The 12,176-nt window shown below is 42.9% G+C and carries 12 protein-coding genes; 6 read left to right on the top strand and 6 right to left on the bottom strand.

Annotated features, from left to right (window positions below):
• Positions 1–63: 63 nt before the first annotated feature.
• Together Len3610_RS11750 and Len3610_RS11745 are read right to left on the bottom strand one after the other, a co-directional pair.
• The gene (locus Len3610_RS11750) at positions 64–828 is read right to left on the bottom strand and encodes a dimethylarginine dimethylaminohydrolase family protein (protein ID WP_176448114.1); all 765 of its coding nucleotides are present in this window, start codon (positions 826–828) and stop codon (positions 64–66) included.
• 107 nt (positions 829–935) lie between these two features.
• Positions 936–1,805, bottom strand: a complete 870-nt coding sequence (locus tag Len3610_RS11745; protein ID WP_176448113.1) for a dimethylarginine dimethylaminohydrolase family protein — start codon at positions 1,803–1,805, stop codon at positions 936–938.
• 129 nt (positions 1,806–1,934) lie between these two features.
• On the opposite strand from Len3610_RS11745, the gene Len3610_RS11740 reads away from it, so the two are divergent.
• Both Len3610_RS11740 and Len3610_RS11735 read left to right on the top strand, forming a co-directional pair.
• Positions 1,935–2,678: an IclR family transcriptional regulator gene (locus tag Len3610_RS11740; RefSeq protein ID WP_176448112.1), complete on the top strand. Its 744-nt coding sequence runs from the start codon at positions 1,935–1,937 to the stop codon at positions 2,676–2,678.
• A 455-nt stretch (positions 2,679–3,133) separates the two neighbouring features.
• Positions 3,134–4,606, top strand: coding sequence for an alanine/glycine:cation symporter family protein (locus Len3610_RS11735; RefSeq protein ID WP_217994020.1), 1,473 nt, complete (start codon positions 3,134–3,136; stop codon positions 4,604–4,606).
• A gap of 501 nt (positions 4,607–5,107) precedes the next feature.
• Here the strand turns inward: Len3610_RS11735 and Len3610_RS11730 are convergent.
• On the bottom strand, positions 5,108–5,947 hold the full coding sequence (locus Len3610_RS11730) for a MurR/RpiR family transcriptional regulator (protein ID WP_176448111.1): 840 nt from the start codon (positions 5,945–5,947) through the stop codon (positions 5,108–5,110).
• 140 nt (positions 5,948–6,087) lie between these two features.
• Here Len3610_RS11730 and Len3610_RS11725 point away from each other — a divergent pair, with 140 nt between their 5' ends.
• Together Len3610_RS11725 and Len3610_RS11720 are read left to right on the top strand one after the other, a co-directional pair.
• The gene (locus Len3610_RS11725) at positions 6,088–7,431 is read left to right on the top strand and encodes a sodium/glutamate symporter (protein WP_176448110.1); all 1,344 of its coding nucleotides are present in this window, start codon (positions 6,088–6,090) and stop codon (positions 7,429–7,431) included.
• A complete protein-coding gene (locus tag Len3610_RS11720; protein WP_176448109.1) occupies positions 7,431–8,555 on the top strand; it encodes a tyramine oxidase subunit B in 1,125 nt (374 codons plus the stop codon). Before Len3610_RS11725 ends, Len3610_RS11720 begins: the two co-directional genes overlap by 1 nt.
• Before the next feature lie 328 nt (positions 8,556–8,883).
• On the opposite strand, the gene Len3610_RS21820 is transcribed toward Len3610_RS11720, so the two are convergent.
• Complete coding sequence (locus Len3610_RS21820) at positions 8,884–8,979, bottom strand: putative holin-like toxin (RefSeq protein WP_369693572.1); 96 nt, start codon at positions 8,977–8,979, stop codon at positions 8,884–8,886.
• Positions 8,980–9,126: 147 nt separating this feature from the next.
• Here Len3610_RS21820 and Len3610_RS11715 point away from each other — a divergent pair, with 147 nt between their 5' ends.
• On the top strand, positions 9,127–9,273 hold the full coding sequence (locus Len3610_RS11715; protein WP_255259586.1) for an alkaline phosphatase: 147 nt from the start codon (positions 9,127–9,129) through the stop codon (positions 9,271–9,273).
• A 187-nt stretch (positions 9,274–9,460) separates the two neighbouring features.
• Positions 9,461–9,763, top strand: a complete 303-nt coding sequence (locus tag Len3610_RS11710; RefSeq protein WP_176448108.1) for a hypothetical protein — start codon at positions 9,461–9,463, stop codon at positions 9,761–9,763.
• Between the two features lie 238 nt (positions 9,764–10,001).
• Here the strand turns inward: Len3610_RS11710 and Len3610_RS11705 are convergent, their stop codons facing one another.
• Both Len3610_RS11705 and Len3610_RS11700 read right to left on the bottom strand, forming a co-directional pair.
• Positions 10,002–11,300 carry a 2-hydroxycarboxylate transporter family protein gene (locus Len3610_RS11705; protein WP_176448107.1) on the bottom strand — a complete coding sequence of 433 codons (1,299 nt, stop codon included), beginning with the start codon at positions 11,298–11,300 and terminating at the stop codon, positions 10,002–10,004.
• Positions 11,284–12,174, bottom strand: a complete 891-nt coding sequence (locus Len3610_RS11700; protein ID WP_176448106.1) for an HpcH/HpaI aldolase/citrate lyase family protein — start codon at positions 12,172–12,174, stop codon at positions 11,284–11,286. Before Len3610_RS11700 ends, Len3610_RS11705 begins: the two co-directional genes overlap by 17 nt.
• Between the last annotated feature and the right edge of the window lie 2 nt (positions 12,175–12,176).

Here is a 12,176-nt window from a genome sequence, read left to right as displayed (position 1 = left end):
CCTCCCGGCATTTTCATATTGATTGGGACCATTTTGTGTATGGATAGAGTTATTCATAATAAGTTAAAATCTCAAGGACAGGCAGCTCAGTCCGCCATCCTGTTTTTGGAATTCGGACATGTCGAGTGCGATGGTCGGGTATCCGGCCGCTTCAATTTTATGCCTGGCTTCCGGATAACCGTCCGGGATAATGACAGTATCGTTGATTCGGATGCAGTTGGCAGCATATTCCTCTCGATCGCTTATGATCAGTTTATCATAGGAAGCAAAGTCCGGACGATCGATGAATTCACCGGCGACAACCATTCGATTGTCCCCAAGGTAGGCGATGCCTGTTTTCAAGTGAAAAAAAGCCTTTAACGGTACGATGATTGCCTGGTAGTCGAATTGTTCGACGATAGCTTTGAACTGTCGGGCGCCCGCCTCATTCGTGCGGTCGGAAATACCGATGTAAAATTGGTCTTCAGCCTGCAGCACGTCACCGCCATCCAGCGTGCCGGGTGATCCGATATAATGAATGGTTTGGTAAAAGCCTCGGATGACAGGGATCATCAAATCTTTTTCCCCATTGCGGGAAGTGGCACCCGGGTGGGTTATAACTGCAAATTCTTCTGTTAAAACGGCTGTATCTTCCACAAAAGTAGCGTCAGGAAAATCCTCACTCAACGGCAGCATAGTCACCTTAACGCCACATTGCTGCAGTGCATCCACATATTCGGCATGCTGTTTGAGCGTTTTTTCATAATCCGGTGTGCCAAGGCTGGATGTTGTCAGCCCTTGTGTGTAACTTTTGCCAGGTGTTTTGACAATGACATTGGAAAAATTCATTTGTATCTCCCCCCTCGTAATATAGTAGAAAACGTTTAACTCAAAATAAGTGAATCACGGAAGCGGTCCATTATTTGCTTGTTCTGTTCGCTTGGCCGTGCGTTTTTTCAGTCCCTGATAACCGGGCAAGTCAGACATGTCGGGCCGCCGGTACCTTTATATGAGATTTCGTTTCCGTCATATTCGTAAACGGTGGCACCAGCTTGTTCGAGTTTTAGTTTGGTCTGTTCATTTCCTGCCGGCAGCACACAGACGCGTGGTGCGAGGGCGAGGACGTTGCAGCCAAGTGTTTCGTATTCATTGGCGGGCACTTCAATAAGTGTCAATCCCTGTTCAATCAAATATTGACGGAAAAAGACCGGCATCAGGGGTGAATAAATAACAGCCAGATCCTGATCGACGATGCTGATCATCGACATGAGATGCAGGCATTCGTCTTCACCCCCGTCATGCGGAAGCGGCACTTCGATAAAATTATCAACGAATGGTCCGGTTATCTTTTTCAGCTGCCGGATTGCTTCCTGATTGGTGCGATAACCAAGTCCGACAGCTAATGTACGATCGTCCAGCCAAACGAGATCTCCGCCATCACTAACCGCATCCCCAGTCAGTTCGCCGATAATCGGAATGGCTTGTTTGTCGAGATATGCTTTTATTTCCGCGGCTTCTGCTTGGCGGATGGTTTTGCCCGATTTTAGAATGATGGCACCTTCCCGGGTGAATTTGACCGGATCATGCGTATAAATGGAATCTAGACCGGTTTGATTGGATGCAGGCAAGTAATCGATTTGATCGACATGTTTATTCAGGATACGGATAAATTCGCGGTACTCTGTCAGTGCCTTGTCATAATCGGGCACGTCAGTATAATTAAAAGTCCGCCACTGATTATTCAGATTTGCCTGGCTGATGAATGCCTGTTCGGGATGCTTGACAATGACACGCTTCAGTGGCTGATGCATTGATGAGCAGTACATAGGATCCCTCCATTTCCGCATATTGAAAAAATTTTTCACTTATTGAAAAATTATTAATTTCATTATACCGATGTCTTTGCTATAATGTCAATATGAAACGCTGACATTAGATGAGAAAGTTGGTTGAGGATGCAGTCAATTGACAGGGCGATGACGATTATCGGGATTCTGCTGCGGCATTCGCCGGAAAATAAACTGACGATTTCGGAACTGGCCGGTGAGACAGAGCTTCCGGTGAGCACGCTGCACCGCATTTTGAAAGCAATGATCAAGCACCGGATGATTGAACAGGATGAGCGGACAAAGCAGTATGGAATTGGCAGCATCTGGCTGGAATATGGCCTATTAATCTATGACACGATGGATTATGTCAGTCAGATGCGGCCAGTGCTGGAAAATTTGATGAAAGAGCTGCAGGAAAGTGTGTATTTATATAAACCGATGGGCGATGAATCAATGATTATTGAGCGAATTGATGATACCTCGAGTGCTATCCGTGTTTATGACAAAATTGGACTGCGCATCCCGATGGATATCAGTGCGGCTAATCATGCGATGCTGGCATTCATGGCACCGGACGAAAAGGATGCGTGTGTTCGCCGGCTGCTCCCGGAAAATGATCAGGCTGCCTTCCTGAATTATTTGAGAGAAGTCCGGGAAAAGGGATATGCTGAGAGTGATAATGAGCGAATTGAAGGTACGACATCCATTGCGGCGCCCATTACCAGTTTGAACGGCGATGTTTACGGTGCGGTTGGCATCCGGGTAATCAATTTTAATTTGAACGCAGCACGACGGCAATTATTAGCCCGCGAAGTGACAGCTGCCGCCGGGAAAATCACCGGTACATTCGGCCATCACCAGCTGAACTGAATAGGGAATGAACAAGATAGACATAGCAGAGGGAGAAACGCTTGGCACGGAATGCTGAGCGTTTTGTTTTTTAGGGATTTTGGGAAGTGACGGGTGTTCTTATAACTTGGACTCCCGAAATTTATAACGATGTAGTCTACAATTGCTGATACAGCACCATTCTTACTCGTTATACAAAAAATGTAACGATGATTTAGATATTTGAATCCCTCTATAATCGTATTCCTCGTTAAAAAATAGTGTTTTTTGCGGGAATCCAGGTTATAAATGTTCACGTTACTGGTTAAATTCCCCTATGAGAAATATTAGGGAATTACATTTTGATTTTTTAATAGAATCTGAAAATTATATTGATTACAACGCTTGTATCCATTATAATAAAATTATCATTTTCATTATTCAGAATATTTTTCTGGTATGCGGAAAAATCATACATATTAAAAGGGGAGATCTTTGTGAATTGGGTTGAGTTTATTGTCCAGGATGTTTTATGGGGAACGCCACTCATCATTACGATTCTGACTGTAGGCGTATTTCTGTCGCTAAAAACAGATTTTTTTCAAATTCGTCGTTTGCCGCTCATTTTTCGGGAAAGTACTCGGGATATCAAGCGGTCAAAAGATAAGCAGAAAGGGGGAGGGGTACTTTCGCCGTTTGAAGCAGTCAGCCTTTCTATCGGAGCTACTGTTGGTGTCGGCAATATTGGTGGGGTGGCAGCGGCGATCGCACTTGGCGGACCTGGTGCTGTGTTTTGGATGTGGATAGCCGGACTTGTTGGAAAAATAATTAAAATGACCGAAGTTTCGCTGGCTGTACACTACCGTTCCAGGGATAAAAACGGTGAAGCATACGGCGGTCCAACTTATTATATTCGAAAAGGTTTGTATGAGGAACGGAATCATAAAGTACTCTATAAGATACTGAATTTCATTTTTATTTTTGGTTTTGGAACCGGATTTGTTTTGACAGTACAAAATTATACCGTTTCCGAAGCAGTAGCCACGACGTTTTCGATGAATCACGTTTTGGTCAGTCTTATTTATACGGTACTCTTGTATATCATGATCAGTGGCGGTCTTTCAGGACTCGGTAAAATTGCAGTTAAGGTTGTCCCGTTCATGATCGTCTTTTATATTTTAGGCGGCTTATATATTCTTGCTATTAATATTAATGTGCTGCCTGATGCGTTTGCACTGATTGTGAACAGTGCGTTTAATGGTACGAGTGCTGCAGGTGGTTTTGCCGGTGCAGCTGTTGCCGTAGCCATCAAGACCGGTATGTCCCGGGCAGTGTTCACAAATGAGGCGGGATGGGGTTCTTCTGCTATGATTCACGCGACAGCAAAAACAGACCACCCTATCCGCCAAGGTATGTTAGGTGCGTTTGAGGTTTTTGTCGATACGTTTGTGATCTGCAGCATTACATCACTTGTTATTATTGTAACAGGAGCCTGGACAACAGGGCTCGATGGGGCAGAATTGACTTTAGCTGCTTTTGAAACTGGTGTTGGCACTGTCGGACGAATGATAATTGCCGTCGGTGTTCTCCTGTTCGGACTGACCACATCATCCGGCATCTATGCTCAAATCGAAGTCATTTTGCGGTATGTGTTGGGTGAATCTAAATGGAAAAAACGTATTTTGACAGTTTACAAGTGGACTTATCCAATTCCAGGTTTCATCTTGGTGCTTATCGCTGTTTCCATTGGCATGCCAGGAACGATGGTTTGGCTATTCGCTGACATGACTACAGCCCTGCCTATTTTTGCCAATGTCATCACCATCCTGATATTGAGTCCAAAGTTCTTTGCCCTGCTGAAAGACTTTAAGGCACGGCATTTGCAGAAGGGAGAAGTTGATCCGGATTTCAAAGTGTTTTACGATAATAAGGAAAATAGGATTGTAACAGAGGAAAAGAAAGATGCGTAAACATGCAATTGTATTTAGCATCTGTCTTTATTGAAAGACAGATGCTAAATTTGTGAGTTAGGGATATACACACGCTAAGGATTAACGAATAAAGTAATTTTCTGATCCGTATTTATTATATGGTTTTTGATATTGTTTTTACTGTTTTATGTCATGAATCATGCATGTTTAAGTATGCAAGCAACATGTGTCCAAAAGAATCTCCTCCCGTTCATGGAGGGTGTGAAGAGAGGAAAGTTGAAATCAATTTTTTCATACTTCCAACCATCTTTTACTTTAAAAAGTCGATCGACGATGAATTTCTCGAAAAGACTCTTTTTTGTATCAGGAAATTCATCTTTCTATCAGGCATTTCATTTTCCTCCCTTTCCCAATCCATTAAATCACACCACCTTTTATACAGTGCTGAATGTCGTCCCTTGATTGGAAATGGTTGCTCAATTCTATATCATTATTCACTCGATCTATATCTCAATAATCCTGACAGCTCGCGAGTGATTGTCACAATGTCGTAATGTCATTCTCCCGATGTATATCATTTAACCGTGATATTTTATCCACTGAATCAGGCTGATTTTTTCCTAAATCGATAATCAGAGACTCAATCAGCGTGAGAGCAGGTATAATGCTGTATCTGTTCTTACTTTGGCCGGATATTAGATGAGCATCACTGTCTTGTATGATGGGACATGTTTCAAGGTCAGTAATCACAACAATATTGATATCCAAATTTTCTCTGCAATACTTGACAAAATCAATCGTCTGTTTGGAATAGGGAGATATGGCGATAACTAACAGCGTATCTCCTTCTTTGAATTTTAATAATTCATCATAGATCAAGTCCGCATTTAAACTTAACTGATTTAAGTTATCAAGTATACCTCTCAGCATCATTTCAAAATAGAGTGCCAATGATTTGGAAGTCCGCATGCCCAGAAAATGGACTTTATCAGAGTAAAGAAGCAGTTTTAAAAATGTCTCATACTCCTCTATATCAATATCCCTCAACATGGATTCGATATCTTCTATACTGCTCTTTCCCACATTGACGATCGAATTTTCAGCTCCGTCGATTTCTTCTAATGACTTTTTCAAATGCCACCATGTATTTGCCTTATTGTTGAAATTATATTTTATGACATCATTTTTGAAGTCTGGATATTTTTTATAGCCTATCTTATCGATAAAGCGCAATATCGTTGTCGTCCCAACACCGCTATTTTCAGACAGATCTTTAATCGTCATGGTTGAGACATCATCTAAATGGTTGATAATAAATTTACAGATTTTCTGCTGCTGTTTTGGCAGCTCGTCTTGTATTTCGATAAGTTTCTCTTTCATATGAATCTCCCCCTTGTTTTATTATATAAGGGTTTCATTAAAAATAAATAGGAAAAAATATTCCTTTTTCAAAAATACGGTTTAATTTTTCCGCTTTCAATGATATAGTATGATTAAAACTAATGAAAGGGGTTGCATAAATGGAATTCAGCGCATGGAATCTCTTGACTGATGTGGGTCTTATATCATTGCTATTGTTGATAGGCATGTTGTTAAGAGCAAAAATAGGTTTATTGCAGCGTTCCTTCATGCCGGCAAGTATAATTGCAGGGATTTTGGGATTGATTTTAGGTCCCAGTGGATTCAATATTATTCCATTTTCAGATTTTATAGGTGATTACCCGGGTGTGCTGATTGCAGTTGTATTTGCCGCACTCCCTTTGTCCACCCCGAAATTTAAGTGGTCGGAAGTCATCGACAGGGTAGGTGGGCTATGGTCTTATTCCCAAATTATCATGCTTCTGATGTGGGGCGGCGGACTGCTTTTTGCGCTTATATTGCTTGTTCCGCTATTTGATGTGCATAACGGATTCGGTTTGATATTGGCAGCAGGCTTTGTCGGGGGACATGGAACAGCAGCAGCTCTGGGAGATGCTTTCGCTCAGCAAGGTTGGGATGAAGCGACATCTCTGGCCATGACGTCTGCAACAATCGGAGCAGTGCTTGCGATTGTCGTAGGATTGCTATTAATCAGGTCCAGTGCAAACAAAGGTCATGCCAATTATATCAGCAGTTTCGAGCAGCTTCCGGAAGAATTGAGAACAGGGCTATTGTCTAAAAATAAACAGAGTTCTATGGGATCTGAAACGGTCTCCAGTATTTCAATCGATCCGCTGGTTTTCCATATAGCATTAGTCGTTTTCGCAACGACCATTGGGTATTATTTAAGTCAATTTGGCGAGTCGCTTTATGCGAATCTATCCATTCCTGCTTTCTCACTTTCCTTTTTGGTCGGACTCATCTTGAGACAGCTCATGCAAATGGTGAAAGTGGACGATTATATTGATAAAAGTGTGATGTCCAAAATAAGCGGAAGTGCTACTGATATTCTTGTTGCTTTTGGTATCGCATCTATCAATCTGACAGTTGTTGCTGAAAATCTGATACCATTTACGATACTCATTATTTTTGGAATACTATTTTCCTATTTCTTTTATCGGTTCGTATCACAGTATTATTTCCAGGAAAATTGGTTTGAAAAAGGTATCTTTACGTTCGGATGGATCACAGGTGCTGTGGCGATGGGCATTGCCCTTTTAAGAATTGTGGATCCCAGGCTTGAAAGCAATACACTGGATGAATTCGGTCTGGCTTATATACCCATTGCGCCAGTGGAAATACTGATCATCACGTTTTCCCCATTATTCATTTTGAATGGACAGCATTGGCTGTTTTCAGCCATAACAATTGGAGCCAGTGCCGTAGTCTTAATCTTTTCTTACTATAAAAAATGGGTCAAATTCAGATATAAGGAGAATGCTTAATGTCCGAAAAATTGGAATTACTTTATCTTAAAGAGGAAGAAGTGATCGAAGCCGGTGTTTTGAACATGAAAAATTGTATCAGTACAATTGAAGAGATGTTCAGACTGATTGGTAAAGGCGATTTTATCATGGGCGGACCAAACAGGAATGATCATGGCCTGATGCTCTGGTTTAACGAGGAAGAGCCTTTCGAAAATATGCCGAAAGCAGGGCCGGACAGACGGTTTATGTCCCTGATTTCTTACTTGGGCGGTGAATTCGATGTTGTGGGCAACAAGTGGTACGGGTCCAATATTGAAAATCTGAATAAAGGACTTCCCCGTTCGGTCCACACGTTTACGCTGAATGATAAGGATACTGGTGCGCCGCTTGCCATCATGGCCGGAAATTTGATTAGCTCAGCCAGAACCGGAGCAGTTCCCGGCGTGTTTTCAAAACACCTTGCTAAAAAGGAATCAAAGGTACTCGGTGCAATAGGCGGGGGCGCCATCAATCAGTCCTGTATCGATGCCATCACGACGACTGTTAATGATCTCGAAAAAGTCGTCCTATTCGATATTAATGTCGAAAAAGGGAGACAGATTGCTCAAAAGCTTGAAGAACAGATTAATCTGCCGGTTGAAGTGGTAGATGATATCGATGTATGCTTGAGGCAATCCGATATTGTGACAGTTGCAACATCCGGAAAAACGAAGCCGGTGATAAAAGAAGAAAGCATTAAACCGGGTGCCCTGATTATTTTGACAGGAGCGGCAAGCTTTTCTGATACGTCCTACCAAAATCATCGCGTTGTTGCAGACATGTGGTCGATGCACGAGAAATGGCTGGAAGACGGCTTGAACCACCCTGATGGCATTTCAAGCATCACAAGCTGGACAATGTCAGGCGAACTATTGGAGAAGATCCATAACGGCGAATATGACGGCAGCCAAGTTGACGATATTGGCGACATCATTGCAGGGGAAAAAGAAGGCCGACAATCCGATGATGAAGTCATTATCTGTATGACAGGAGGGCTTCCGACAGAAGATGTCGCATGGGGTTATAAAGTTTATCAGAACGCGTTGGAAAATAATATTGGCACAAAGCTTCCGTTGTGGGATAGCTCATATTTGATGAAGTAGACATGCGGTCACAGTGACATTCCGAATTATACCCTTGGTTTTTCTTATATGTTTAATACGTTAAGTGTTGTGGAAATATAACAGTAACATCAAACCAGATAGCATCAAACAGAGAGGGCATACATCGACCAAGAACACAGGTATCAGCCAAATCCCATCACGACACCTTGCAATTCAGTCATTCCTGGCATATAATAAAGTTAGAAAGCATATTACTAAAAAGAACCCCGACACTGGCATGTCGGACTTCTGATGAGTTGCGCCGCATGATGTTGCGGTGGAATGGCAGAAGGTAATCCCCAACCAGTTCCATTTTTGCAGGTGGGGATTACTTTTTTATAATCAAGACAATTAATGTCACGACAGCCATGAGTAATGACCCAAAGCTGATCATGAGCATTAGTGTTTGATATATAGTAATCATATACGGTATCACCCCCCCTCCCCGTTGTGACATAGCCAATGTCTACAAACGAGCAGCAAAGGATCCGCCGCCCCATCCTGCTTATACAACTCAATGTTATTATAACAAAACTATCAATTTAACAGTAGTTAAATTCACTCTGTCACAGTGACGTCCCGAAGCACGAACCACACCGCCGTCTATATTCCGGTATACGCGTACGGCCCGCAAGCTGATAAATTTACAGGTTATTTGGACAATACCGATTTACCGAAAATTATGGCTGAAGCATTGGACGTTGAATTGGGTGATTGATTGTCTATTCGCCTGTGGAAAGAGCTTACCTTGAGGGGTAGGCTTTTTTATTGGCTAGGAAAGTATAAAATTCAGGGCTGTTTAATCAAAGAAATCGGGACCCTCGCCGATTTTACCCAATCCAACCTCTTACTTCTGGCCTCTGGAAGACGTGGCTAGGCTTAAATCTTGAATTGGAAAGCGAAATATGGTCAGAGAAGCAAAATATGGGCTGGAGCAGCGAAACATGGGCCGGAGCAGCGGAACATGGGCCAGAAAAGCAAAACATGGGCCGGAGAAGCAAAATATGGGCTGGAGCAACGAAACATGGGCCAGAAAAGCAAAATATGGGCCGGAGAAGCAAAATATGGGCCGGAACACCGCAACATGGGCCGGAGAAGCAAAATATGGGCTGGAACACCGCAACATGGGCCAGAAAAGCAAAATATGGGCCGGAGCAGCGAAATATGGGCCGGAACGCCGCAACATGGGCCAGAAAAGCGAAACATGAGCCAGAGAAGCAAAATATGGGCTTGTGCGAGAAAGATCTTGAAACGTGCGAGAACATCCTCGTCTCTATACTGTTAAAACATTCCCGGTGTGCACCTCCTGTAATTAAAAATTCATTCATCCTGTTCCCAGGGTTTGTCAGTATTCCAAATAATCAATCCCATCACCTACTTCTCCCCGCAGCTGTAAATACAAAAAGAGAGGAAGAATTAACTTCCTCTCGCAAACTCCCTTACCCGCTATAACAGTGGCACAATCAGACTTGCAATTAATAGAATTAATGCGCCTCCAAGGCGGGATGAGATTTGTGCAAATGGCATGAGTTCCATACGTCTTGAAGCTGACAGGACGGCAACATCTCCCGTACCACCCATATTTGCCATACAGAGTCCTGCTGTTATAGCCGATTCGATTGGGTGGAAACCGACAACTTTTCCGAGAAGTCCTGCACCTAAAACAGCTCCAACAATGACACTTGCAACAAGCAGCACGTATTCGACTGTGAGTGCGTTAATCACTGCTTCCATATCTGTGTACGCGACACCAATACCAATCAGCAATGCCAATGTCCAGTTCTTGGCGACAAATTGATACCACTGGTTGGCGCCGTTTTCCACGATTTCCGGCAGCCATCCGGCTATTTTAAAGACAGCGACGGTAATGATCATTAAGGCATATGGATGAATTGGAATAAAAACGCCTAGCATTTGACCAATAACATAGAATAAGAGAGCAGCAATCACACCAATTCCCATTTGATTAATGTCATACGTTATTTTCTTTGACTCAACATGGAATCCTGCCATTAGCTGACCATTCCCGGTCAAGCTCGGCAACTTTTTGCCAACCATATTCAGTATTCCGGCCAGAATAATGGCAAATACGTTCCCGAGAGCCAATGCAGGGACTAAAACCGAAATATAATAGGATGGATCATTTCCTAACAGTTCTGAATATACCTGGGACATGGGTACTGCCCCGGCTCCCATTCCGCCGCCCATGATTGGCATGGCAATAAGCAGAATGGCATCCCTGAATCCATAGCCAATAATAAGACCGATAAAACCGGCCAAGCCCATTGCAGCCAGAACACTTGCAAGCAGTGGTAAAGCGAACCTGGCACCTGCTTTTTTCAATGTCGCCGTATTCATGCCCAAGATACTTCCTGTAATCAGGGCAGCGATATAAAAGTTCAGGAATCCGCCTGAGGTCATAAACTCGTCAATCATCGTAATCGTTTGTTCCGGCATTAATCCGGTATATACCATCAAGGCAGAGCCAAAGATGGCTAAAATAGCGCCACCGCCAAGATAGCTTCTTATAATCGGGGTATGATCACCGATCCATCCGAACAATTCACCAAGAACCATCATGATCAGCAGACTGCCGATGATGCCAGCTGGAAGGTTATCCGTGTACATAGCTATTAGTGTTAATATCGTTATAACGCCGAACCAAATGACAGGTATGTTAAAGATACTTATACGCTGCCAAATCGATTTCTGTTCCGTTTCTTCTTGTTCAAGTCGTTGATCCATTATTTTCCTCCTTGTTTTGATTCAAGATTGCTTTGTGATCATTCAGCACTCTGTATGCTTTTTCAATTACTGGTTTATCGACCATCTTCCCGCCAAGCTGAAAGGTTCCACTTTGGTGTCGCAGTTGGCTGATTAGTTTTTCAGCATCATCGACTTCTTCACGGGAAGGTGAAAAAACCTTATTGGCCGGTTCGATCTGTGCCGGGTGAATCAGAAGTTTCCCGCTGAAACCCAGTGACTTGACAAACCGGCTGCTTTCCATAAAACCTTCACTGTTTTGAAAATCGGTATAAACCGTATCAATCGGCTGGCCGATGTTGGCGATTCGTGAGGCAATCACAATCTCGGAGCGTGCATGTAAGAGCTCGTGCTCCTGCTTTGTTTCTTGTGCACCGATATCATTTATGAAATCAACGCCGCCAAATGCAAGTTTGAAAATGCGCTCGCTGGCACTGGCTATCTCATCAGCGTATTTGACACCTATAGCGTTTTCAATTAATGGCATGATTTGATAGCTAGTTGTCAGATGATGACGCTGCTCTATCTTCTCAAGATAATTTGCGAGTTTTATAATATCATCCTGACAAGAGGCTTTTGGAAGCATGACACCTTCTAAGTCAACATCATTCCCGAAACTATTGATTAAGTTGATATCCTGGTCGTAATCAGTTGTTCCGGTACTGTTGATCCGAATAAAAACCGGTCTGTTCCAACTTGGAGCATGCCTTTTTAATAGATTCCTGGCATATTGTTTATCATCAGGCGCTACAGCATCTTCAAGATCAATGATCACAATATCTGATTCCAGGTGATTAATTTTCAAAAGCATTTTTTCCTTATCAGCCGGTACAAACAGTAACGATCTAGTGAGCATAT

It is taken from the genome of Lentibacillus sp. CBA3610 (assembly GCF_013373365.1).
Lineage (GTDB): Bacteria > Bacillota > Bacilli > Bacillales > Amphibacillaceae > Lentibacillus.
This window is presented reverse-complemented; position numbering and strand designations above follow the sequence as displayed.

What these genes read in the sequence shown, in the direction of transcription:
- Len3610_RS11750 (WP_176448114.1), bottom strand. Translation starts at nt 828, where the DNA reads ATGAATTTTTCCAATGTCATTGTCAAAACACCTGGCAAAAGTTACACA.
- Len3610_RS11745 (WP_176448113.1), bottom strand. Translation starts at nt 1,805, where the DNA reads ATGTACTGCTCATCAATGCATCAGCCACTGAAGCGTGTCATTGTCAAG.
- Len3610_RS11740 (WP_176448112.1), top strand. Translation starts at nt 1,935, where the DNA reads ATGCAGTCAATTGACAGGGCGATGACGATTATCGGGATTCTGCTGCGG.
- Len3610_RS11730 (WP_176448111.1), bottom strand. Translation starts at nt 5,947, where the DNA reads ATGAAAGAGAAACTTATCGAAATACAAGACGAGCTGCCAAAACAGCAG.
- Len3610_RS11725 (WP_176448110.1), top strand. Translation starts at nt 6,088, where the DNA reads ATGGAATTCAGCGCATGGAATCTCTTGACTGATGTGGGTCTTATATCA.
- Len3610_RS11720 (WP_176448109.1), top strand. Translation starts at nt 7,431, where the DNA reads ATGTCCGAAAAATTGGAATTACTTTATCTTAAAGAGGAAGAAGTGATC.
- Len3610_RS21820 (WP_369693572.1), bottom strand. Translation starts at nt 8,979, where the DNA reads ATGATTACTATATATCAAACACTAATGCTCATGATCAGCTTTGGGTCA.
- Len3610_RS11710 (WP_176448108.1), top strand. Translation starts at nt 9,461, where the DNA reads ATGGTCAGAGAAGCAAAATATGGGCTGGAGCAGCGAAACATGGGCCGG.
- Len3610_RS11705 (WP_176448107.1), bottom strand. Translation starts at nt 11,300, where the DNA reads ATGGATCAACGACTTGAACAAGAAGAAACGGAACAGAAATCGATTTGG.
- Len3610_RS11700 (WP_176448106.1), bottom strand. Translation starts at nt 12,174, where the DNA reads ATGCTCACTAGATCGTTACTGTTTGTACCGGCTGATAAGGAAAAAATG.